This window comes from Paenibacillus radicis (ex Gao et al. 2016) (genome assembly GCF_014641555.1).
Lineage (GTDB): Bacteria > Bacillota > Bacilli > Paenibacillales > Paenibacillaceae > Pristimantibacillus > Pristimantibacillus radicis.
In genome coordinates this window covers 277,171-300,878 of record NZ_BMHY01000006.1, presented here as the reverse complement: position 1 = coordinate 300,878, position 23,708 = coordinate 277,171, and the positions used below count along the sequence as shown (strand labels likewise).

24 protein-coding genes are annotated in these 23,708 nt (G+C 48.4%); 20 read left to right on the top strand and 4 right to left on the bottom strand.

The features are described 5' to 3' along the window. Positions 1 to 454 precede the first annotated feature (454 nt). From IEX98_RS17700 to IEX98_RS17625, 16 genes are all read left to right on the top strand, one after another. The gene (locus tag IEX98_RS17700) at positions 455 to 1,147 is read left to right on the top strand and encodes a hypothetical protein (RefSeq protein WP_229692243.1); all 693 of its coding nucleotides are present in this window, start codon (positions 455 to 457) and stop codon (positions 1,145 to 1,147) included. Between the two features lie 336 nt (positions 1,148 to 1,483). Beyond that, entirely contained in the window at positions 1,484 to 2,461 is a 978-nt protein-coding gene (locus tag IEX98_RS17695) for a metal ABC transporter solute-binding protein, Zn/Mn family (protein WP_188890530.1), read from the top strand. 17 nt (positions 2,462 to 2,478) lie between these two features. Then, complete coding sequence (locus IEX98_RS17690; RefSeq protein ID WP_188890529.1) at positions 2,479 to 3,270, top strand: metal ABC transporter ATP-binding protein; 792 nt, start codon at positions 2,479 to 2,481, stop codon at positions 3,268 to 3,270. Between the two features lie 6 nt (positions 3,271 to 3,276). After that, positions 3,277 to 4,236, top strand: coding sequence for a metal ABC transporter permease (locus tag IEX98_RS17685; protein ID WP_188890528.1), 960 nt, complete (start codon positions 3,277 to 3,279; stop codon positions 4,234 to 4,236). Beyond that, positions 4,233 to 5,111, top strand: a complete 879-nt coding sequence (locus IEX98_RS17680) for a metal ABC transporter permease (RefSeq protein WP_188890527.1) — start codon at positions 4,233 to 4,235, stop codon at positions 5,109 to 5,111. Before IEX98_RS17685 ends, IEX98_RS17680 begins: the two co-directional genes overlap by 4 nt. Positions 5,112 to 5,388: 277 nt before the next feature. Then, a complete protein-coding gene (locus tag IEX98_RS17675) occupies positions 5,389 to 6,837 on the top strand; it encodes an ABC transporter substrate-binding protein (protein ID WP_188890526.1) in 1,449 nt (482 codons plus the stop codon). A 97-nt stretch (positions 6,838 to 6,934) separates the two neighbouring features. Then, entirely contained in the window at positions 6,935 to 7,681 is a 747-nt protein-coding gene (locus IEX98_RS17670; protein ID WP_188890525.1) for a Cof-type HAD-IIB family hydrolase, read from the top strand. Between the two features lie 15 nt (positions 7,682 to 7,696). Continuing rightward, positions 7,697 to 8,176 (top strand): DUF456 domain-containing protein, encoded by a 480-nt coding sequence (locus IEX98_RS17665; RefSeq protein ID WP_188890524.1) that lies wholly within the window; start codon positions 7,697 to 7,699, stop codon positions 8,174 to 8,176. Between the two features lie 30 nt (positions 8,177 to 8,206). Continuing rightward, entirely contained in the window at positions 8,207 to 9,862 is a 1,656-nt protein-coding gene (locus IEX98_RS17660) for a putative polysaccharide biosynthesis protein (protein WP_188890523.1), read from the top strand. A 122-nt stretch (positions 9,863 to 9,984) separates the two neighbouring features. Further along, positions 9,985 to 11,571, top strand: coding sequence for a copper amine oxidase N-terminal domain-containing protein (locus IEX98_RS17655; protein ID WP_188890522.1), 1,587 nt, complete (start codon positions 9,985 to 9,987; stop codon positions 11,569 to 11,571). A gap of 21 nt (positions 11,572 to 11,592) precedes the next feature. Continuing rightward, positions 11,593 to 11,940 (top strand): thioredoxin family protein, encoded by a 348-nt coding sequence (locus IEX98_RS17650; protein ID WP_188890521.1) that lies wholly within the window; start codon positions 11,593 to 11,595, stop codon positions 11,938 to 11,940. 194 nt (positions 11,941 to 12,134) lie between these two features. Continuing rightward, positions 12,135 to 13,067, top strand: a complete 933-nt coding sequence (locus IEX98_RS17645) for a COX15/CtaA family protein (RefSeq protein WP_188890520.1) — start codon at positions 12,135 to 12,137, stop codon at positions 13,065 to 13,067. After that, positions 13,064 to 14,830, top strand: coding sequence for a UbiD family decarboxylase (locus IEX98_RS17640; protein WP_188890519.1), 1,767 nt, complete (start codon positions 13,064 to 13,066; stop codon positions 14,828 to 14,830). The genes IEX98_RS17645 and IEX98_RS17640 overlap by 4 nt, the downstream gene beginning before the upstream one ends. Before the next feature lie 33 nt (positions 14,831 to 14,863). Next, entirely contained in the window at positions 14,864 to 15,577 is a 714-nt protein-coding gene (locus IEX98_RS17635) for a Cthe_2314 family HEPN domain-containing protein (protein WP_188890518.1), read from the top strand. A 25-nt stretch (positions 15,578 to 15,602) separates the two neighbouring features. Then, the gene (locus IEX98_RS17630) at positions 15,603 to 16,373 is read left to right on the top strand and encodes an SDR family oxidoreductase (protein WP_188890551.1); all 771 of its coding nucleotides are present in this window, start codon (positions 15,603 to 15,605) and stop codon (positions 16,371 to 16,373) included. A 294-nt stretch (positions 16,374 to 16,667) separates the two neighbouring features. Beyond that, positions 16,668 to 17,570: a helix-turn-helix domain-containing protein gene (locus IEX98_RS17625; RefSeq protein WP_188890517.1), complete on the top strand. Its 903-nt coding sequence runs from the start codon at positions 16,668 to 16,670 to the stop codon at positions 17,568 to 17,570. On the opposite strand, the gene IEX98_RS17620 is transcribed toward IEX98_RS17625, so the two are convergent. After that, entirely contained in the window at positions 17,494 to 17,739 is a 246-nt protein-coding gene (locus tag IEX98_RS17620) for a NifU family protein (protein ID WP_042165422.1), read from the bottom strand. The genes IEX98_RS17625 and IEX98_RS17620 overlap by 77 nt on opposite strands. Before the next feature lie 86 nt (positions 17,740 to 17,825). Here IEX98_RS17620 and IEX98_RS17615 point away from each other — a divergent pair, with 86 nt between their 5' ends. Then, positions 17,826 to 18,089: a DUF1450 domain-containing protein gene (locus IEX98_RS17615; RefSeq protein ID WP_188890516.1), complete on the top strand. Its 264-nt coding sequence runs from the start codon at positions 17,826 to 17,828 to the stop codon at positions 18,087 to 18,089. A 6-nt stretch (positions 18,090 to 18,095) separates the two neighbouring features. Here IEX98_RS17615 and IEX98_RS17610 read toward each other — a convergent pair whose 3' ends face one another. Both IEX98_RS17610 and mqnE read right to left on the bottom strand, forming a co-directional pair. After that, positions 18,096 to 19,166 (bottom strand): NAD(P)/FAD-dependent oxidoreductase, encoded by a 1,071-nt coding sequence (locus tag IEX98_RS17610; RefSeq protein WP_188890515.1) that lies wholly within the window; start codon positions 19,164 to 19,166, stop codon positions 18,096 to 18,098. Between the two features lie 75 nt (positions 19,167 to 19,241). Then, a complete protein-coding gene (gene mqnE / locus IEX98_RS17605) occupies positions 19,242 to 20,345 on the bottom strand; it encodes an aminofutalosine synthase MqnE (protein WP_188890514.1) in 1,104 nt (367 codons plus the stop codon). 411 nt (positions 20,346 to 20,756) lie between these two features. On the opposite strand from mqnE, the gene erpA reads away from it, so the two are divergent. Then, positions 20,757 to 21,116, top strand: coding sequence for an iron-sulfur cluster insertion protein ErpA (gene erpA, locus IEX98_RS17600; RefSeq protein ID WP_188890513.1), 360 nt, complete (start codon positions 20,757 to 20,759; stop codon positions 21,114 to 21,116). Positions 21,117 to 21,453: 337 nt separating this feature from the next. Beyond that, positions 21,454 to 22,401, top strand: coding sequence for an N-acetyl-gamma-glutamyl-phosphate reductase (argC, locus tag IEX98_RS17595; protein ID WP_188890512.1), 948 nt, complete (start codon positions 21,454 to 21,456; stop codon positions 22,399 to 22,401). A gap of 102 nt (positions 22,402 to 22,503) precedes the next feature. Here argC and IEX98_RS17590 read toward each other — a convergent pair whose 3' ends face one another. Further along, entirely contained in the window at positions 22,504 to 22,881 is a 378-nt protein-coding gene (locus IEX98_RS17590; RefSeq protein ID WP_308421804.1) for a winged helix-turn-helix transcriptional regulator, read from the bottom strand. A 188-nt stretch (positions 22,882 to 23,069) separates the two neighbouring features. On the opposite strand from IEX98_RS17590, the gene hxlA reads away from it, so the two are divergent. Further along, positions 23,070 to 23,702, top strand: coding sequence for a 3-hexulose-6-phosphate synthase (gene hxlA / locus IEX98_RS17585; RefSeq protein WP_188890511.1), 633 nt, complete (start codon positions 23,070 to 23,072; stop codon positions 23,700 to 23,702). Positions 23,703 to 23,708 lie beyond the last annotated feature (6 nt).

The window sequence follows — 23,708 nt, the reverse complement described above, 5'->3', positions numbered from 1 at the left end:
ACAGCATGAAATAATGAGCTTTTCTTCAAGCACCTGTTATTTGTAGGGTAAAACTCCGGATTACGGGGGCCTAACCGAAAGTACATTTTGTTTGGCCTGAAATGGTCCAAAATCCTCTTCAAAATGCAAAAATACATTTGAAATCGGTCATTTCGACTCAAATGAGGCTTTTTTGACGTATCAACCTGCACTATTGCATTTTGACGCGATAAATCGCCGGAATAACGGCAAACAAAATGCACATTTGCATTTTGTTTAACTCCCAAGGGGTGTTGGAGGACTAACTGCATGAAAAGTTCAGATGTATTAGAAAATATAGGTTGTAGAGCCTGTGTGGAAATGAGATAATGCAGGTAGTTAAGCAAAATAGGCAAACTAGGACGAAGAACGTCCCTTTTCATCCACGGATGAATGGGGACGTTTTTTTATTTTGAAAATGTTGGAGGGGAAGCAGATGTCGGTAAATTTTGAGGAAGCCTATGCAGAATGGATACGTAGTCATTTGGATGGTCGAAGCGGTGAGCGGAAAGGGCGGCTGGAGCGTGGCCATCAGCATGCGGAGCAGCTTTTTTTACGGCAAGTATGGTGGCCGGTCGTTGGGAATTTGGAGAAATTGCATCCCGAGTATGAGATTATCGACTGGAGAGGGAAATCGTACTTCGCAGACTTTGTATGGGTGTCCGGCCATATCAAGCTGGCAATCGAAGTTAAAGGTTTTGGCCCTCATGTAGCGGAGACGGACAGGAGGAAGTATGCCGAGGAATTGAATCGTGAAGTGTTTTTTCAAGGGCTTGGCTACAATGTGATTGCCTTCTCCTACGATGACGTTGCGGGCCGAGCAGAAATATGTGCAACATTGCTAAGATTGCTGCTGAGCCGCTATCAGACATTGGAATCACCGATTAAGCTGGACGATTTGATCCAAAAAGAAATCATTCGGCTTGCTTGCAAACAAGGGGGATGGCTCCGCCCGCTCGATGCCAGCCGTCATTTATCGCTCAATCATCGGACAACCATTCGGCAACTGCAGGCATTATGCGATCAGGGATATTTTCGGCCGGCAGTTACGGTGAGCAAAGCTGGCAAAGAAGGCAAGGTACTTCAATATGAGCTGATGCGCCATACGTTGGAAAAGTATCAGTGGTAGTGTGGAAGCGTGCTCCATACAGGACAACCTCAACTCCATCTTTCCGTTATTATAGTTCACAATCACTTCCCGATATTGGATTTCTGCATATTCGAATATCATTACTTAAGGGTGTTAGTGAGGGGAGCGATCCTCCTTACTAGCACTTTTTTTTGCTATCCCCATTGAGCTTTAAATGATCATCTACACCTATAGGGAGCACACTTTTCAAAAAAATCCAGCCTATTTTCACGAAAAATGTTGCATCAGAGAAACTTTTTTGTATAATATAAACAAAGAGTCTCTAAGTAAACTAATGTTCGTCCATGCAAAATATTTGGGAGAGGGAGAGTTTTTATGAATAAAAAGCCAGTACGTGTGAACTCCGCCTTTCGGCGATTTATTATGACGATTTTGTTTTTGACGGTGTTCGTTATGCTGACGACAGCCTGTGGGGGAAAAGCAGAAGAGAAGCAATCGGCTGTGGAAAATGAAGGGAAGTTAAAGGTAACAACGACGATCGGAATGATCGCAGACATCGTTAGAGAAGTTGGCGGCGACGAGGTTGCTGTCACCGGACTCATGGGATCGGGAATCGATCCCCATCTGTATAAGGCGTCACACGGAGATATTGAAAAGCTGGATAAAGCAGACCTCATTTTCTATAACGGATTGCATCTGGAAGGCAAGATGGCAGAAATGTTCGAAAAGCTGGAGAAGACGAAGCCGACGGTTGCCGTTTCCTCCAATTTGAAAGAGGAGCAGCTTCGCGCTAATCCGCAAGGCGGCAGCGGCTCACATGACCCGCATATCTGGTTTAATGTGAAGCTATGGATGTCTGCGACAGAGGTCGTTCGCGATACACTGTCTGAGAAGGACCCCGCCCATTCGGAAGGCTACACAGAAAGAGCAGCCGTTTACTTGGCAAAGCTGGAGGAGCTTGACCAGTATGTTCGCGACCAGGTTGCGAAGCTGCCGGAGGCGAGCCGGATTCTCGTTACGGCGCATGATGCATTCGGCTACTTTGGAGACGAATACGGCGTGGAGGTAACAGGGCTTCAAGGGATGAATACGATGTCAGAGTACGGCTCCAAGGACGTGAGCGAGCTGCGTGATTTTCTAGTGGAAAAACAAATTAAAGCGGTGTTCATCGAATCGAGTGTTCCACGTAAATCGATTGAGTCGGTTATCGAAGGTGCTAAAAAACTGGGCCATGAGGTCGTCATTGGCGGGGAGCTATACTCCGATGCCATGGGGGACGAAGGCACGGTAGAAGGAACTTATATCGGTATGGTGAAGCATAACGTGGATACCATCGTTAACGCTCTGAAGTAAAGAGGGAGATGATCGGAATGGAACTGAAACAACGTAGTATAGAAGCCAAAGCTCCGCTCACGATTCAAGGATTAAGCGCGGCTTATCAGAAAAAACCGGTACTCCGCAACGTATCTTTTTCTGTAGAAGAAGGTGAGCTTGTTGGGGTAATCGGCCCGAATGGCGCAGGCAAATCGACGATGATGAAAGCGGCGCTTGGCCTCATTCCAAGATTAAGCGGCGAGGTGCTCGTCTACGGCAAGCCTTACAAACAACAACGCAAGCTGGTAGGATACGTGCCGCAGCGTGAATCGGTCGATTGGGATTTTCCTACAAATGCGCTGGATGTCGTGACGATGGGACGTTATGGTCATCTTGGCTGGTTTGGCCGGCCGGGGGCTAAGGAGCGGGCGATTGCGCTGGAAAGTCTGGCTAAGGTCGGCATGGCGGATTTCGCAGGCAGACAAATTAGCCAGCTGTCCGGCGGACAGCAGCAGCGTGTTTTTCTTGCCAGAGCGCTTGCTCAGGACGCCAGCCTTTATTTCATGGATGAGCCGTTTGCCGGTGTCGACGCCGCAACGGAGAAAGCGATCATTACGCTGCTGCAGGAGCTGAAACGGCAAGGGAAAACGGTTATTGTTGTTCACCATGATCTTGCAACAGTTCAAGAGTATTTTGACTCCGTGCTGCTATTAAATGTAGAGCTTCAGGCATACGGGCCGACGGACGAAGTGTTTACGCAGGAGCTGCTGCAGCAGACTTATGGCGGCAGACTCGCTTTTCTCGATCGCAGCCGCAATCATTCTGATATGCTTGCTACGAAAGGGTGACCCGGTATGCAAAGCTTATGGACCCTTCTGAATGATCCGAACATGCAATGGATCTTTATCAGCTGTACCTTGCTTGGCTTAAGCAGCGGCATTATCGGTTGTTTCTCATACTTAAGAAAACAAAGCTTAATGGGGGATACGCTTGCCCACGCGGCGCTGCCCGGAATCTGTATCGCGTTCATGCTGACAGGGACGAAATCGCTGCTGCTCTTTCTGATCGGAGCTGCTGCAGCCGGTATTATTGCAACCTTTGGCATCGGCTTCGTCACTCGTCATTCCCGTATTAAACATGATGCGGCGATGGGTATCGTACTCTCCGGTTTTTTCGGATTAGGCATCGTATTGCTGACGATCATCCAACATGGAAGCTACGGTAATCAGGCGGGCTTGGACAAATTTTTATTCGGGCAAGCGGCGGCGATGATTGGCTCTGATGTGCTTACAATGTCGATAGTGAGCGTTATTCTCATTGCAGTTTGCTTCTTGCTCTTCAAGCAGTTCAAGCTTATTTCCTTCGATCCGGGCTTTGCTCGCGGCATCGGTTATCCCGTTGCTTTTCTGGAACAGCTCTTGATGCTGCTTATGGTGGTCGCAGTAGTGGTCGGCATTCAAGCGGTAGGTGTCGTACTCGTGGCGGCTCTATTAATTACCCCGGCCGTGTCGGCCAGATATTGGACACATCGGCTTGGCGCTATGGTCGTGTTGTCGGGCTTGTTCGGAGCTATTAGCGGAGCGGCAGGCACATTGATCAGCTCAACTGCTGCCAATCTTCCGACGGGACCGCTGACGGTGCTGGCGGCTACTGCGTTGTTTTTCTTATCGATTTTATTTGGCCCGCAAAAAGGATTGCTCGCTAAGCAGTTTATCCGTTTGCGAGTGAAGCGGAAGCTGGAACTGGATCAATCGCAACTTCATGCGAAGGCGAGAGTTGCGGCGGCTGAGACGGAGAAAGGGGCGGCGTTATGACTGTTTTTTGGATTTTGCTGACGGGATCGCTGGTTGCAAGCTGCTGTGGCATTCTAGGCGCGTTTCTCGTTCTCCGTAAAATGGCGATGATCGGCGATGCGATCAGTCACTCGGTTATGCCCGGTATCGTGATCGCGTTTCTGCTCAGCGGCTCGCGTGATTCAATGCTCATGCTGTTCGCAGCGATGATCTGCGGCTTGCTTGCCGTCTTTCTCATTCAGACGTTTCAGCAAAGCGGCATTCAATCCGATGCATCTATCGGCGTTGTTTTCACAGCTTTGTTCGCTCTGGGGGTCCTGCTCGTCAGCTTATTCGCCCGTCAAGTGCATCTGGATCAGGATGCTATTCTTTACGGGGAAATTGCCTATGTCCATTGGAACGTCTGGGAAGTAAACGGCGTCGATTTGGGGCCGAAGGCGGTATGGCTGCTAGGTGTAACATTAGTTGTTATCGTGGCGGTTATCGGCTTGTTCTACAAGCAATTCAAGCTTTGTGCTTTCGATCCGGCGCTTGCTGCTGCTTGCGGCATACCGGTCGCGCTCTTTCACTACTTGCTGATGGGTCTCGTGTCCATGGCGACCGTCAGTTCATTCGAGAGTGTCGGCGCGATTCTCGTCGTTGGTTTGCTTATTATACCGGCGGCGACCGCATATTTGCTTACCGACCGGTTAGGCCGCATGATTGTGCTTAGTGCACTAATGGGCATTGCCAGCACTTTTCTGGGATACGGTGCGGCTGTCGTGCTCGACGCCTCAATTGCGGGCTGTATTGTATGCGCCGCTGGACTGCTGTTCATCCTCGCCTTTTTATTCTCGCCATCTCATGGGTACATTGCGAAAAAACTGCGTATGCGCAAGCTTATTGAAACGCAATAGCAACAAGAGAGTATACATTAAAAACGGCCTTTTTCCAATTGGAGAAAGGCCCGTTTTTTTATAGGCTGGGTTGGGAAATCACGTTCAATCACTGCTTCCTCTAATGGATAGGGTCCAATTTTATCCTTGTCATAATGACTCAAATAGAAACAAGCAGTGAAAATATTGTCTTTATTTGTCTTTTTTTGTCGAACGTGAAACTTCTTTAATACTTGTACCGTCTTAACTTTGGGACTTATTGGATTTATAAAAGAATTTTGGGGAGTGTTGTAAAGAAATGAAGAAGTGGATGAAGCAGTTTGTATTAGTAATGGCGGTGCTTACGGTACTGTCAGGCTGCAGCTTTGGCGGCGATAAAGGCAAAGCTGACGAGCAGCAAACGTTAAGGGTTATGTATTACGAGGAATCTTCGTTCTATCAGCAGTACGGCATGCTGTTCACCGCTTTATTCCCGAATATTAATATCGAAGTCATAAGCACATCTAAAGTCCGTCCTGAAGAGGGACAAGAACAAGACTATACGAAGCTGATGAATGAGTTCATAGAGAAAGAACAGCCGGACATTCTCATGATTGACACCAGCCAATATGAGAAAATGGCGACGGACGGCAAATTGTATGAACTCGACGGCTTTATCGAGAAGGACAAGTATGATACAGAAGGGCTTGTCCCAGGCATGGTTGATTACTTGAAGGAAATGGGCGGAGGCAAGTTATATGGTCTGTCTACCAGCTATTCCAGCCAAGCCTTGTACTATAATAAGGATTTGTTTGATAAATTCGGAATCGATTACCCGAAAGATAAAATGAGCTTTAATGAGCTCATTCAGTTAGCCAAACGGTTCCCGACAGACGGAAGCGACAAGGAACGGATATACGGGTTGAAAATGGGATACAGCGACAACCTGTTCGACATCGCCTCCACTTTGGCTGGGGCGCAAAACTTAGCGTTCTTTAATGCGGGTAAAAAAGAAATGACCATCAATACACCAGCATGGAAAGGCATATTTGAAATGGCGCTCGACGCGGTCAATTCAAAGGCGCTGTACTTCGAAAGTGCAAACCAGATGAACGGCGGCTCTTATGAGGATTATTTGCTCGGCAATCCTTTCATATCGGGAAGAGCGGCAATGACGCTCGACGGATCGTATGTGATGCAGCAGCTTAAACAAGCGCAAGATTATTTAAAGGAAAAAGACCAGGAAAAACTGATCAAAAACTGGGATTTAGTATCTGTTCCCGTAGATCCGGCTAACCCGGAATACAGCAGCATGATTAATTTTTACAATATTTTCGCCATCAACAATGCGGCTGCCAACAAAGAAGCGGCGTGGACATTTATTAAATACATTACAGGCGACGATTTCGCAAGAGTAACTTCCAAATCGAATAACTTCGGTGGTTTCCCGATTCGGACCAAGTATTTGAACAATGATGAAAACCGTAATTTAGCGGCGTTTTATGCGCTGAAGCCAAGCGTAAACAATATGTATAAAGACTATGATAAACTGCCGCAAAACTTCTATATGGAATTTAATGGAACAGCGCAAACCGAGCTGCAAAAGGTTAAGGAAGGCAAGGCAACGCTGGATGAGACACTCCTCAAGCTGCAGACGGTCGGTCAAGGGCTGCTGGACAAAGGCGACAGCGGACAGCCGCCAAGCAATCCGGAGGCACAGGAAGGGGCCAGCGGCGGTGCAGTAAGCTCTGAGGCCGTAGCGAATTAGAATTGTTTTGCGATATCGTTTAGCCTAAAGCGTTTGGAATCTCCCCGGTTTATGCTAAAATGGCTGTAGTACAGCTATGGACGACAGGAGGAGCAAAATGGGAGATTACAAGCTGGTGGCACTCGATATGGATGGAACGCTGCTGAATGAACAAAGCGAGATTAGCAAGGAAAATGCTGAATGGATTCAGCGTGCGCTGGATGCCGGTATTACGGTTAGCTTCTCGACGGGCAGAGGATTTCGCAGCGCGCTTCCGTTTGCGGAGCAGTTAAAGCTGGAGACGCCGATGATTACCGTGAATGGGAGCGAGGTATGGAGCCGCCCTCATGTTCTACATAAGCGCACCTTGCTTGGTCCGGATTATGTCAGACGCCTTCATGAGCTTGCAATGAAGCATACGGGAACATGGTTTTGGGCTTATACAACCGATGAAATATACAACTTGGAGAAATGGATTGAACCAGGAACAGCAATCGAGGATCACCATTGGCTGAAGTTTGGCTATTATACGGAGGATGCGCCTGTCCGTCAGCGCATTTATGACGAGGTAGCCGAATGGGGAGCACTGGAAATTACGAACTCATCGCCGTGGAACTGGGAGATGAATGCGCAAGGCATAACCAAAGCAAGCGCAATTCGCGAGCTATGCACGGTGATGGGCATTGACATGTCGCAGGTTGTTGCCGTTGGCGACAGCCTGAATGACATCGCAGCCATAAGAGAAGCCGGGCTTGGCGTCGCTATGGGCAATGCGCAGGATGCCGTCAAGGAAGCGGCCGACGTGGTCACACTGACGAACAATGAGCATGGCATTGCAGAAGTGCTTAAACGATACGTCTTGTAGGAGAGTTGATAGACAGTGGATATTTTAGGCTGGTCACTGGTCGTTATTTTATTCGTTGTCGGGATGGCTGGCGCCATCTATCCCATATTGCCGGGAGCACTCGCGATATACGGTGCCTTTTTCGTCTATGGCTTCTTCTTCTCTTTCACGTCCTTCAACTGGGTGTTCTGGACGCTTCAAACGCTGATTGTCGTTGTCTTATTTATAGCCGACTATGCGGTCAGCGCATGGGGGGTCAAACGATTCGGCGGTTCAAGGGCGTCCGTCGTGGGAAGTACGATCGGTATTATTATCGGACCTTTCGTCATTCCCGCGTTCGGCCTCATTATCGGACCTTTCGCAGGAGCTGTTATCGGGGAGCTCTTTGTCGGTACGAATTTCGTTCAGTCGCTTAAAGTCGGATTTGGCTCGCTGGTTGGCCTGTTTACAAGCGTCGTCGTTAAAGTCATTTTACAGGCTGTGATGATTGTATTGTTTATTTTCTGGGTTTTATAGATCGGATATAGAAAGAAGAGACGGACAGCTATGAAAAAAGATTCACTTATTAAAGGCACGCTTATATTAGCCGCAGCCGCGCTTGTAGCGCGGTTTCTTGGTATTTTCCAGCGCATTCCTCTGGAGCATATATTGCTGGAGGAGGGAATGGCGCATTTTGCCGTTGCCAATACGCTCTATTTAACGCTGCTTGTCGTCGCTACGGGAGGCATTCCGAGCGCGATCAGCAAGCTCGTATCGGAACGATACGCGCTGCAGCGCCCGGAAGAGGCGCATCGCATTTATCAGGCCGCACTTTTATTCGGGCTGGTAACCGGCGTTATTTTGACAGGACTGCTTTACGCAGTGGCTCCGTTCTATGCGGTGCATATTGCCAAGACGCCAGGCGCTGATCTTGCGATTCGCGCTGTTGCGCCAACGCTGCTTATTTTTCCAGTGATCGCGATGATGCGAGGCTACTTCCAGGGCAGACAACTCATGTCAGCGGGGGGCATCTCGCAAATTGTGGAGCAAATTTTACGAGTTATCGTTGGGGTAGGTTTGGCGATTCTCGTGTTGGCATGGGGATGGGGAGACCGCTGGGCGGCAGCCTCCGCTACGTTTGGCAACGTGCTGGGCGGCGTAGGCGCGTTTCTCGTTATGCTCTGGTTTGCACGCAAGCTAAAGCGGATGGATGCGAAAGATCCTGTTGCTCAAAGGTCGGAGGCGGAACGGGCGGAAGCAAAAGCAGCTGCAAGCAAGCTGCCTTACCGTTCGATCTACCGGGAGATCTTCAAAATGTCCATTCCGGTCGTCATTACAGCAATGACGGTTCAACTCATTTACATGTTTGATACCTCACTCCTTATCCGATTGACGGAGGGCTGGTATTACAAGGATTATAGGGATGCATTGAGTGCACTGACGGAATTCAGCTTTAAGGCGCAGTCGATTGCGGGCATTCCGCCAATTCTGGCAATCGCGCTCAGCACATCGATTATTCCGGTTATCTCGTCTGCTTATTCGCTTCGCAATATGGGCGAAGTGCAGCGGCAAACCTCACTCGTTATGCGAATTGTTTTGTTCACCGGAATACCGATTGCCCTAACGCTGACGGCTGCAGCCTATTCGGTTACCGGCTTCCTGTTCAGCGGACCTTCCGGCAGCGGCATCGTAGCCGCGTTGACGGCCGGCACTGTATTCCAGATTACGATGATGACAAGCAATTCGATTCTGTTCGGGCTGGGTAAGGCGCGTCAACCGATGAAGCATACATTTGCCGGCATCGGGCTGAAGCTGGTGCTTAGCGTAGCGCTGGCGCCGCTTCTAGGCGTATACGGACTCATTCTGTCATCGACCATCTGCTTTATTGTGATTACGTGGCTTAATTTGGATTCTATCCGCGGTGAAGTGAAGATTACAGTTCTAGGCCGCCGCTGGCTGCCCTATCTGGCTACTATTCTAATCGCCATTGCAGGCGGCTGGGGAACTGAAATCGGCGTGCGCAAGCTAGTGCACAGCTGGCCGGACAAGCTCGAATATTTAACGTCAGCCGCAGCGGCCGGCATCGTTATCGTCGTGCTTTATCTGGCGCTTCTGATCGTATTGCGTGTTGTGACGATGGAGGACGCCAAGTCATTCCCTGGACCGCTGCGCAAGCTGTTCATGAAGCTGCTGAAGCCTTTTGCTAAATCTGCGCAAGCATAAGACTAAAATAGTGGAAAATCGACGTTTTCCATACATTTACAACCTATTCATCTCATTGTACAATTATTTAATGCTCGTTCTTTTTTTATCATTATCTTTGTGCGAGAGAGGGGACTATTATTTTGAAAAGATTTCTTACATGGAGAACAGGGCTAGCGCTGATGCTTGCTCTCGTTCTTGTTATTGCCGCTGGCTGCCAAGCGGTGAATGGCGTTAATCTGAACAATGTGTTGAAGAACACGCTGAAGGTAACTTCGATGGAGGGCAAGCAGACTTTAGAGCTGAATTTGCTCGTTAACGAAGAGGCTTATGAAGGGCTGCCCCAAGAAGAATTGGCACTTATTCAATTATTCTCGAAACTGAAAGTTCAGCTGGACGATGTTAAAGTACAGGATGCATCGAATGCTTCCTACAAAGGAAAGCTCATCCTGGGCGAGAAAGCAAGTGTAGGCTTCTCCGTTAAAATGTCGCCTAAAGCGCTGCTGCTTGAGATCGAAGGAGCGAAAGCGCCGATTGCAATCGATCTTACAGAAGCGGGACTTGCAGAGCTGACAGGCTTGCCGGTTGATGCGGCAGCGGCTCCTTCGGCCGAGGTCCAAGCATCGATTACTGAACTGGGTCACAAATTGATCGACAGTGCAGGGGATTTCTTGATCAACAACTTGCCGAATCCGCAGAAGCTGTCTGTTGAGACTGTTAACGAGCCTATTAATGGTGTATCGACTTCCCTTGTTCATGTGAAAGCTGAACTTGACGGTCAAGCGATCTGGGCTTGGGTCAAATCGTATGTAGATGCGCTTGCTGCTGATAAACAAGGTTTGGAGACATTCGTGACAACTATCGTTACGGTACTGTCGGAAAATAAGGACGTATGGGCTGCGCTTGGCGAAGTGAATCCGTTCGAGGATGTAAACCTTGATGCGGCAACGAAGGCAGAAACAATTAAGGAAGCGGTCAAAGAAATTACAGGTCTGCTCCTTAGCCTGCAAGAGGAACTGAAAGCATTCGAGAAGGAAGATAAAGAAACGCTGGATACAATCTTCAATAAAGAGAGCTCGGTGAAGGCGGAATTGTTCGTCGACAGCAAGCTGGATATTCGCAAGCAAATTGTAGAAGCAACCTTTAAACCTTCGGACGATCTGCTGTATCCGATCCAAGGCATCGTGCTTCGTACAGTGAGCGAGCAATGGAATGTTAACGGTACGGTGAAATCAGATGAGGTAGTTATTCCTGCGGGGGCGATTACCGGCGACCAATTGTTTGATCTGCAAGCATATGAGACGCTTCAATTATTCGACAATAAATCGGTCGTTTATGATTTGCTTAAAAACAAGCTGCAGTTAGGTCATCAATCTGTACAAATCTATTCCGACTATGATTATCGTCCGGCAATCGTTACCCCGCAATATGTAACGATTATTCCACTTCGCGATGTCGCTGAGCAATTGGGCGGAGTCGTAAGCTATGATTCCAAGACAAAGCAAGTGAAAGTAGTTGATAAAGCGACGAACACAACGCTTGCGTTTAAAGAAGGCAGCGATATCTTGAACGTAAATGGGAAAAATGTTAAAATGCCATTCCCGGCTACGGTAGTCAACGGTACGCTTTACGTGCCGGCCCGCAGCTTCTCTACAGCGGTAAATGCCAAAATCCACTGGGAATCCTATGGAGACGGGCAAGTATTCGTACTTGAGCGTGAAGTTGGCTAACATCAAGGAGGTTGCAAGCTTATGAATAAATTAAGTACGGAAACAGGGTTCCGCGAAGCCGTCCAAAGCGACGCGGTTACAGTAGCGGTATTCAAAACGACTTGGTGTCCGGATTGTCATTACATCGAGCCGTTTATGCCCGACCTGGAGGAGAAGTACAAAGGCAAGATCTCGTTCTTCGAGGTAGACCGCGACGAGCTGCCGGATATTTGCTCCGAGCTGAACATACTTGGCATACCAAGCTTTGTCGCTTTCCGCGGCGGGCAGGAGCTTATCCGTTTCGTAAGCAAGCTGCGTAAAACACGGGAAGAAATTGAACAATTTCTCGATCGTGCCGTACAAGTTGCGGAGTCACTGCCAAAGGCGTAATGCAAGCAAATCCGTGCAGCGATGCACGGATTTTTTTATCGTCTGGAGACAAGCATAAGGGTATGCCGCAGGAGAAAAAATAACGCTTATCTTCACTTCTCCTTGTGAATCGTCACATTTTCAACATGGCTTTTGCCGATTGTTACCGATATAATGTGAGGTGTAAAGAAAACCCGAAAAAAGGTGATTTTATTATGGTAACCGGCCGTTTTCGCACGCTTGCTATCGCATCGTGCATCGGAATGCTTCTTGTACTGCTTGCCGGAGCGTTAGTCACGAACACCGGATCGGGGCGGGGCTGTGGTGATGACTGGCCGCTCTGTAACGGCAAATTTATTCCTTCTTATACGCTGGAATCATTAATTGAGTATTCGCACCGTCTGATTACAGGCTTCGAGGGCTTGCTTGTATTGGCCGCCTTCCTCGCCACTTACCGGCTGTTCCGCTCCAATAAAGTCGACTTCAAGGAGCCGCTTTATTATGCGGGAGGCGCATTGCTTTTCACAATTGTACAGGCATTAATGGGCGCTGCTGCCGTACTATGGCCGCAATCTCCGCCAATCATGGCCATTCATTTTGGAATCTCGCTGCTTGCATTTGCAGCTACGCTCTTGCTCGTTGTATGGTCTTATCGAGTCAAGAACGGACGCCAAGCGGTCTTTACGGTTCCGCGGTCCGTGTTTCCAAGAGTGCTTGCCGTAACTGTCTTTTGTTATGTAGTTGTTTATCTGGGGGCATTTATTCGCCATACCGAATCGGCAGGCGGATGTATTGGCTGGCCGCTTTGCAACGGTCAGGTTATTCCTGATTTCGAAGGCGCGACAACGATCGTCTTTATCCACCGGGTTGCCGGTATGCTGCTTGGTCTTTCGATTCTTGGACTGTATACGCATATCCGCCGGGTGACGAATGGTAAAGCGGGACTGTTGATTCCTGCCGGCTGGACCGTGCTGCTGGTCGTTTGCCAAGTACTGAGCGGCGCATTGCTGACAGCTACACTTACGAATGACAACTGGTTTATTTTTACAAGCTTGCTTCATAACTTAATAATTACCGGTTTGTTCGGCATTTTAATCGATATGCTGATACGTTCCAGGCGGTTGCAGGAGAGGACGGATAACGGTTGATTTTTAACAATTTGCGTGAATTTATTGAGGTATTGAAAAAAGACAATGATTTGGCCATTATCGATGCACCGGTCGATCCTTATTTGGAGTTGGCTGAAATTCATCGTCGCGTTATCGAATCGGAAGGACCGGCGCTGCTGTTCACGAATGTGAAGGGCAGCTCTTTTCCTGTCGTGACCAATCTTTTTGGCACGAGCCGCAGAGTGGATTTGGCTTTTGGCCCTCGTCCGGAAGCGCTAATGAAACAAATTATCGGCGCTACGGACCGGATTATGCCTCCAACACTGAAGGCGATTTGGGGAGAAAAGAACTTGATTTGGGACATGCTGAAGGTAGGAATGAAAGAAACGCCTCCAGCCAATGCACCGATTCTGCAGACGCTTCGGAAGGAACGTCCGCTTGCGGGATTGCCTAGGCTGACGAGCTGGCAGGAAGACGGTGGACCGTTCGTTACGCTTCCGCTCGTCTACACGGAAAGCTTGCAAGCCCGTAAAAAGCATAATTTGGGCATGTACCGGATGCAAATCTTCGACGATTCAACAACGGGCATGCATTGGCAAATACATAAAGGCGGAGGCTTCCACTACTACGAAGCTGAGCAACGCAACGAAGCGCTGCCGGTATCTGTGTTCCTAGGCGGTCCTCCCGCTTTGATCGCTTCCGCGATTGCACCGCTTCCAGAGCATCTGCCGGAGCTGTTGATGGCATCGCTGATACTGGGAGACAAACTTCCTGTCGTGCAAAATCCGCAAGGCGGACATCGCATTCCGTCCGAAGCGGAATTCGTCATCAGCGGTAAAGTGCCGCCTCATCTTCGCCGTCCGGAAGGACCATTTGGCGATCATTTCGGCTACTATTCGTTGACGCATGATTTTCCGGTGTTTGAAGTTGATCATGTATGGCATCGGAAGGACGCGATCTATCCGGCGACGATTGTCGGCAAGCCGCGTCAAGAGGATTACTACTTGGGCGAATATTTGCAGCGTTTGCTTTCGCCGGCTTTCAATATGGTAATGCCGGGTGTTAAAGAGCTGTGGGCATACGCTGAAGCTGGCGTTCATGCGCTTGCAGCTGCTGTCGTAAGGGAATCCTATTCCCGCGAAGCGTTGTCGACGGCGTTCAGCATTTTGGGCCAAGGCCAGCTTACGCTGACGAAATTCCTGATGCTGACCGATCAGCCAATCGATCTATCCAAATTCGATGTATTGCTGGAGACGGTTCTGGAGCGGTTCCAGCCGCATTCCGATCTGTTCGTCTTTGATGAGACGTCGCATGATACGCTTGATTATACGAGCGGCAAGCTGAATCATGGCTCCAAGGCCGTTATGCTTGGCGTTGGCGAGCCGGTTCGCAAGCTGCCTGCTATTTATGAAGAAGGGGCAATTGAAGAAATTACGAACGCCCAAGTCTATTGCCGCGGATGTCTCGTTGTATCGGGTGCTTCTTATGAAGCTGAACCGAAGCTGGCGGAACGTTTATTGGAGCGTCTGTCGCAGCGCGGTACAGAATGGCCGCTCATTATTTTGGCTGATGACGCCGAAATTGCTCATGCACAGACTCCGTTCCTATGGACGGTATTCACGCGCTTCAACCCGGCTGACGATATTTTCGCCTATGCGGAAGTTCGCCGTCACCACTTTGGCTACAAGCTGCCGATTGTCATTGATGCGCGTATGAAGCCGGGATATCCAGACGAATTGTTCCCGCGTGAAGATATTTCTTCGCTCGTTGACAATCGCTGGAAGGAATACTTCAACAAATAACGAAATGGCTAATAGAGAAGGGTGCTGATCCGTATGCTGCGATTCATGTTTGGCGAGTCTGAACGGAAAGCCGAGGGCTCTTTGGCAAATGCCATCAACCTCATGGAAAACTTCATTTCCATGCTGCAAAGCAGGGTGGAGGCAGGCAAAGATACTGATCACAAACTTCGAACGTATGAAATATGGACCAAAGGCTTAATTGCTTCTCTGAACGAGTTGGAGCAGAGCTGCTATGCGGCTCATGCATTCCGCGGACGGATTAAAGCCAATACCGTAAGCGATATGTCGGCCGAGGAGCTGCTGGATTACCGCCGTTACGTCTATTTTGACAAAAACGCGTTTATCCGGGTGTTCTCTTTAATGGACAAATTGAGTATTTTTCTGAACGATTTCCTGGAGATGAAGACAGAGAAGATCAAGCCGCATTTTTCTTACTTTACGGTATTGCGTAATATGCGGGAGAAAAATGCGCATCCAAATCTGACTTGGAAGCTGAATGATGTGAAGGAGAAGTTCAAGGAGTCCACGGGCCGATTGCGCAAAAGACGCAACGTAGAAATTCATTATATGAATTCAGAAATGCAGGATGACCTGGCGCAAAGCCACAAAGAGTACGGCGAAGAGGTGCAATTGGAAAACATCGCTTCGCAATCGGCGGATCTGGCGCAAGGATTGGAGCTGGTTACGGAGTCTCTCCGGCTCACATTCCAGTATGCTTGCGACAAGCTGCGAACCAAGCAAGGTTAATTGCGAGGGGGGAATACTCGTGGTGCTGAATGGCCGGACGGCACTGGTTACAGGAAGCGCAAAGGGACTTGGCAAACGAACGGCGCTGCAGCTCGCTGAGCTGGGCTGCCACATCGTACTGAATTACGTAGACAGCGAGGATGAGGCGCTGCAGACGAAGAAGGAAATTGAAGAACTGAAGGTTAGGGCAACCATCATTCAGGCCGATATTGCAACCGCAGAGGGAGCGGAAAAGCTTGCTGTCGAAGCGGAGGCGTGGAATGGCGGCATCGATATTCTAGTCAACAATGCTGGCCCTTTTATCCGCGAACGGATATTGTTTGCCGATTATGATCAGCAGACGATCATCCGATTGATGAACGGCAATCTTCTTGGTACTATGCTACTGGATCATCACTTGCTCCCAGGAATGCGGCAGAAGGGCTGGGGCCGTGTGATCCATCTGGGCTTCGGCCACGCAGGTGAAGCCCGGGCATGGCCGCACAGGGCCGTCTACGCCGCTGCGAAGACCGGACTCGTCTCTTTCACGAAAACGCTCGCTGTCGAGGAGGCGCCATATGGCATTACAGTCAATATGGTCGGGCCAGGCGACATCAAGGGAGCGAATAAAGAGCGTTCCATCTGGGAGGTGGCGGGCGAGCGGGATTGCGAGTCGCCGGTCGGCCGTCCTGGTACGGGCGAGGATGTAGCTCGTGTCATCAGCTTTCTCTGTCACCCGCAATCGGATTTTTTAACCGGCAATATTATGAATGTGACGGGCGGCTTTGATCCGATCCGCAACAATATTTTGTCTTGAATGGATGATAGACAAGAAGGAGTGCCCGAGGGGCATTCCTTTTTTTATAGGCAATATCTTGGGCTATTTTCCGTACAACAGTAAAAAGAAGTGGTATTCTGGTAAACTGGAAGTACTGACCAGACCGTTGTGCAAAAGTGTAAGCAAAGCTGTTTTAGAAGCTGAATGAACAGAAAAATGCCCGAAGTTACGCATTTGCAACCGCAAATGGCGCAAACGCAACCTGAATGATATAGCAGCCGCCCCTTTGTTTTTCTATAATTCAGGTAACAAAAAGCAAAGGAGAGCAAGCATATGGCATTTAGCGAGAAATTGTTTCGGTTAAGAAAAGAAAAAGGCTATTCTCAGGAAGCGCTGGCTGAAAAGCTGAGCACGACCAGACAGGCAGTCAGCAAGTGGGAAAATGGTCAAGGGTTCCCCGAAACTGAAAAGCTGCTTATGATCGGCAATTTGTTCGAAGTCTCCATCGATTATTTGCTGAAGGAGACTGAGGAGAATAGCGGGCGTGAAGAACGCGGCTATTATGTCAGCCAAGAGATGGCGGAAGGGTTTATGAGCTATCAGCAGAAAATATCCAATCGAATTGCGGCAGGCATGGGGCTGCTTATCCTGGCCAGCTTGCCATATTTGATCTTCCGTGAAGAACCAATTGTCTATTCGATCCTTATTCTATTGCTGGGGGCGGCGGGTGTCGTTGTCTTCATGTCCGCCATATTGGGAGATGAGCAGCGGTACCATGTGCTGGAAAAAGAACCTCTATTGCTGGATCAGGGATATGTGAAGCAATTGACGGACCGTATGAATCGGTTGAAAAGAAAGTACGCAGCTGTAATTATTGTTGGTGCTGCTATGGTTGCGATAGGCGGAATGGCTTTTGTACTGGAGAAAGAAGGGATCGCTCAGGGTGCACTGGTGCCTTATTATCCGATTTGCGTCGTGTTAATTGCTATGGGCGCCTATTTATTCATCCGCACAGTTACGCTGTGGACCACCTATGATCTGCTGATCAACAATGAGAAGTATGTGAACCGGAGGAATGCGGGCTTCTGGAGAAAAATCAAAAAAAGCTGGTTGATTAAAAAATGGCGGCGCAGGGATAATCCCTGCTCCGCCATTTTCATTAGAATACTTGAACGACTTCTTGAACGCCTTCTACCTCTTCGAGCAGTGCCCGTTCGATACCGGCTTTCAGTGTGATCGTTGAACTTGGGCAGCTGCCGCAAGCACCCATCAAGCGGAGTTTGACGATGCCGTCCTCCACATCCACGAGTTCAACGTCGCCTCCGTCACGTTGCAGAAACGGACGCAATTTATCGAGTACGTCCAATACTTCGTCGTACATAGTGTCTTGTACTTGTTCACTCATTGCAATCATCTCCTTTCTCCCCTATTATAGTACAAAGTGAAGCGAATGAAAATGGATATCAAACCTTTAAGGCGTGGTGAGCAAAATTGAGTAAGACGACAATCGAATTTTGCGCCGGCAATATGCACCATGATGGCACCGAGGCCTTCATGCAGGAGCTGGAGAAGGATACCTCTCTTCAAGTGATTGAATACGGCTGCCTCGGCAATTGCGGCGAATGTTATTTGCTTCCGTTCGCGCTTGTCGACTGCTTAATCGTCTCGGCTGCAGATGTGCCGCAGCTTAAGGAACGAGTGATGAAGCAGGTCTGCCACGCTAACGAACGAGAGACGAGCGGGGGACGCTCCTGATTAGCATTACCCGAAATGCCGTTTCGACTTCCAGAGCACGCCGCTTTTGACGAGCCGCGGAATTTTGCCGACGAGCGGCGTACCGCCCATAAGACCAAATCCGCTTTTTTTGCCAAGTGATCCGAGAACGCCTTTGAGCTTGAGTTTGCCAAGCTTAGGAGGCGTTTTGTCTTGCCATACGGCATGCATCACTTCCGCAATTTGCTTGCCTTGTGCGCCGGCTGCCTGACCGCTTGGAGAAAGCGGAAGAGAAGCGCAGTCGCCGACGATAAAGACGTCGGTATGATCCGGCAGCTGATGCCATTCATTAATAATAAGACGGCCTTGATTGTCCTTCGGAAGGTTCAGCCGTTGAACGAGCTCGACAGGTTGAATGCCCGCTGTCCAGACGGTGACGTCCGTTAGAATCGTTTCGTTGGCATTATGGTCATACAAAGCGCCATTCTCTACACGTGAGAGAGAGACGTGACTGCGCATCTCTACTTGGTGCTCTTTGAACCATGCGGCTACGAACTTTTGAAGCTGATTGGGAAAAGCCGACAGGACACTTGGTCCGCGGTCAATAATCCGGATGTTCAGGTCAGCGCGGCTTTCTCTAAGCTCGGCAGCTACCTCAACGCCGCTTAAACCGCCGCCGATAATAGATACTTGACCGTAAGGCTTCACATCGTTAAGCAGCTGATAAGTGCGTCTGGCCGCCGAGAAGGACTGGATGCTCGTGGAGAACTGCTCGGCGCCTTCAATGCCGTGATAGTTGTCCGTGCAGCCAAGTCCGATGACCAGCCATTCATAAGCGATCGAATCTTGTCCTTCAATATGGACGATCTTTTCGTCCAAATCGAGCCCAGTTACTTCACCGTATTTCGTCGTTATTCTTGGATCGTGAGGAAACTTTACGCGCAATTCCAGATCAGATACGGTGCCAGCGGCAAGCGCATAATATTCGGTTTTTAATCCCTGATGCGGCATACGGTCGATCAGAATAATTTCCACGTCAAGCGGGAGCTGCTTATCCAGCAAATCCGCTGCAATAGCCTGACCTCCATAACCGCCGCCTAAAATCACAAATTTTCTCATTCCGGTTCCCTACCCTATCAAATGTCTGTAATGATGCCGATTTTATGATACTAATATGTGCGTCCGTATGGTCAATTACTCGTATACTTTGATTTCGTTATAGAAGGTGTCCCGTTCTACCGGGATGCGCCCTGCACCTTTAATGAGCCAGATCAGATCCTCGCGTGTGATGCCCTCAGGTGTCAATGCGCCTGCTGCGTGGCTGATTCTTTCCTTCACAATCGTGCCGTGTGCGTCGGAAGCGCCCATTGTGAGCGAGACCTGCGTCAGTTGCGTACCGATATTAATGAAGTAAGCTTTAATATGTTGAATATTGTCCAGCATCAAGCGGCTAATCGCGATCGTCTTCAAATCCTCGAACGCCGAGTTCCGGCGGCGAATGCCTGCTTTCGGGTTAATCGGCTGCATCGACAGCGGAATGAACACCTGGAAGCCGTTTGTTTCGTCTTGGAGATCCCGTATTTGCAGCATATGCTTGATGCGGTCTTCATGGGATTCGATGGAGCCGTACAGCATCGTCGTATGCGTCCGCAGTCCAAGCTCATGAGCGGTACGGTGTACTTCGAGATATTGGCTGACATCGGCTTTGTCGACACGCATTTTTTTACGATACTGATCGGATAAAATTTCCGCGCCGCCGCCGGTCAGTGATTTCAAGCCGACCTTCATGAGCTCTTGCAGCACTTCTTTATAGCTCAATCCGCTAATGCGCGAGAAGAAATCAATCTCGGCTGCGGTATAGGCTTTCAAAGTTACTTCCGGATATTTTTCATGCAACGCTTTGATCGAATCGACGTAATATTGGAATGGCACATGCGGATTATGGCCGCCTACGATATGAAATTCGCGTACGCCCGGATGAATGTGCTGTTCGACATATTCAATCATCTGTTCTCCCGAAAGCGTATAGGCGCCTTCCTGGCCCTCATCCTTGCGGAAATTGCAAAACGCGCAATGCGCTTCGCATACGTTCGTGAAATAGAGACTCATATTTTCGATAAAATAAACTTTTTTACCGTTTTTCTTCAAATTGGCTTCATTCGCCAACTGTCCAATCGTAAGCAGATCGTCGGATTTATATAGAAACACACCGTCTTCCAGCGTGAGCCTCTCGCCCCGGCGGACCTTCTCAACGATTTCCTGCATTTGCTTATTGTCGCTTTGTACAGCTGTGTTCATGCTGACAGCCTCCTTTGTCTAAATACAATTCGTATAGGCATCATCTAAATAAATACGCTTCTATTTCATGGCGTAACGAAAAGGTTGCCGCGTCTCTGATAGAAGGCGCAGCTGATTCTGTTTGTTCGAAGGGAATCCTATAACGACTCGATTCGTTTGTCGAATACGATTGTGAAAAAAAGAACTTGCTATACCGATTAAGAAGCTGTCATTATTATAAACCTGTTCCGAAACAGGGGCAACCATTAAAGTGAATTCACTGTGCTTACATGATTGTTGCAGTTTGTGCTCCATGAGACAGGCGTTATTCTCTTGAGGAAGCGCCAGAAGAGGAGTATACTACAGGTAGGTAACGGCTTTTTTTATCCGTAACCTGATGGATGCAATTAGTGAAAATTGGAGGGATGCGGCATGATCACGATTAGTGATTCGGCAACAGATAAAATAAAAGAAATGCTGGAAGAGGAAGGTACACCGGACTTGTTCCTGCGTATTGGCGTTAAGGAAGGCGGCTGCAGCGGCTTCTCCTACGGCATGGGCTTCGATGACGAACAAAGCGACAGCGATAAATCGCTTGAATTGTCCGGGCTGAAGGTCGTTGTGGACGAGGAAAGCATGAAATATTTGAACGGCTTGCTGATCGATTGGAAGGACTCCGCTATGGGCGGCGGCTTCACCATCGACAATCCGAATGCTACAGCAACTTGCGGCTGCGGCTCGTCGTTCCGTACGGCTACGGCAGCGGGCAACCCGGCTGCTGATCCTTGCTAAGAACTTAACTGCGCATTAACAATTCCATAAATAGCTACAGCTAAAACCTCCCTAACGCTCATCGTTAGGGAGGTTTTTTTCGTTGGCTGCAAAATGCGAACAATAAAAAAACCGCTGATTAAGCGGTCGCTGGGTTGCTTTTCGCTCGGCTTTCACGAGCTCGTCAGCAGATTAGTCTATAAGCAGAGTCGGCAGTTATTCCTAATACAGTGACTAAGACAAAAGCGGGGTAAGCAAGTTTTTTCAATGTTTTACGTGACATGAGTGATTGAATAAATGACGGATATATGTATAATTAATCATTATTGAGTATAATTATTCATTGAGGAGAAGGATCATGCCGTATAAAGTGTTTGTTGACGGGCAAGAGGGTACGACCGGGTTGAAGATTTTTGAGTATTTATCCAAACTGTCGGATATCGAAATACTTAGAATAGACACAAGCAAAAGAAAAGATGCCGAAGCACGAAGCGAATATTTGAATGCAGCGGATCTCGTATTTCTTTGTCTTCCCGATTCGGCTGCACAAGAGTCTGTTGCGCTTGTAAAGAATGAAAAAACGAAGATTATTAATGCGAGTACCGTGTTTAGAACGGATCGTCATTGGGCTTATGGTTTGCCTGAGTTGAAAAATCAACGTGAGTTGATCCGCAGCGCAACCAGAGTTTCCGTTCCCGGCTGTCATGCTACCGGTTTTATTCTTTCAACAAGACCGCTGATTGAGGCGGGCATACTTCCACAAGATTATCCGGTTACGTGCAACTCTCTGACAGGCTATTCCGGTGCTGGACGAAGCGGCATTGAGGAATACGAGAATCCAACCATTGCGGCTGAGAAAAAGCTGAATGTGCCTAGGCATTATTCCATGCAGCTTAATCATAAGCACCTCCCCGAGATGAAGTTGTATTCCGGACTTGCCTATGAGCCGATATTTACACCTATCAAAGCGAATTATGCACAAGGAATCGCGATGTCGATTCCGTTAGCGAGCAGGTATATGAAGAATGCCACTGCAAAAGATGTACATGATGCATTGTCGGCGTATTTTGAAGGAGAGCGTTTCGTGCATGTCATGCCTTACGACTCAGAGGCTTATCTCGATGAAGGCCATTTTATGTTGTCGGAGTGTAATGATACGAACCAGCTCGAAATTTTTGTTTTTGGACAAGGAGACAAAATCAATATTATTTCAAGATACGATAATTTAGGCAAAGGGGCATCAGGTGCGGCTATACAAAGTATGAATCTCATGCTCGGATTCGATGAAGGTAATGGTTTGATCTAAGAAAAGCGTTTAATGTGCGATTATTGAAAGTTATAAACAAAACGGACTTGCCATTATTAAGGCGAGTCCGTTTTTTTGTCCCAGCGATATCTATTCCTATTGTTATGAAGGCTGTTCCTGCATTTTTTTAATATCCGTTATTCGGTTTTTGCCCCATGTGTACATCATCTCCAAAATCGGCAGCAGCGTCATTCCAAGCTCAGTCATCGAATATTCGACCCTCGGAGGCACTTCCGGAAATACTTCTCGATGAATAATGCCGTCATCCATTAATTCTTTCAGCTGACTTGTCAGCATTTTATGCGTAATTTTCGGCAGCAGCCTCTGAAGTTCACTGAAGCGCTGGGGACCTTGTTTTCCTAAATGCCAGAGAATAATCAATTTCCACTTGCCGCCAATAACGGACAGAGTCAATTCTTTTTCACAGTTGAAATCCCCATTGCTGACCTTGTCCATAATTTCTTTTCGTAGATCGGACATCTGACTTCCTCCTCCCAGCACAAAGGTTACTTTTTTGTAACCACCGCACATTAAAGTGCATTCTTCTCTTTTGTGAATACATCCTTTAGTATTTGAACAGCCGGCAGCTAGCATGATTGTGAATGATAGTCGCATCATTATACCAAAGATTCATTCCATAAATAAAATGCATAAGGAGAGAAATATAAATGGAACTGCAACTAGCATTAGACTTGGTCAATATCCCGGAAGCGAAGCAACTGATAAAAGAAGTCGAGCCTTATATCGATATCGTTGAGATCGGCACGCCGGTTGTCATTAATGAGGGACTCAGAGCTGTTAAGGAAATTAAAGAGGCATTCCCTGACCTGAAAGTGCTGGCGGATCTCAAAGTGATGGATGCCGCTGGTTATGAAGTGATGAAGGCATCTGAAGCTGGTGCTGACATTATCACGATTCTTGGCGTAGCTGAGGATATGACGATCAAGGGCGCAGTGGAAGAGGCTAAGAAACAACAGAAACAGATTTTGGTCGATATGATTGGCGTTCACGATATTGAAGGACGGGCGAAGGAGCTCGATGCGTTTGGAGTGGATTACATCTGTGTGCATACGGGTTATGATCTTCAAGCTATAGGCAAAAACTCGTTTGAGGATCTGATGACGATCAAGCGCGTCGTGAAGCATGCAAAAGTAGCAGTCGCAGGCGGCATTAAATTGAGTACATTGCCAGAGGTCATTAAAGCGAAGCCTGATCTTATTATTGTAGGCGGCGGAATTACCGGTTCGGAAGATAAACCGGCTACGGCCGCTGAAATGCAAAAATTAATTAAACAAGGATAATGCCTG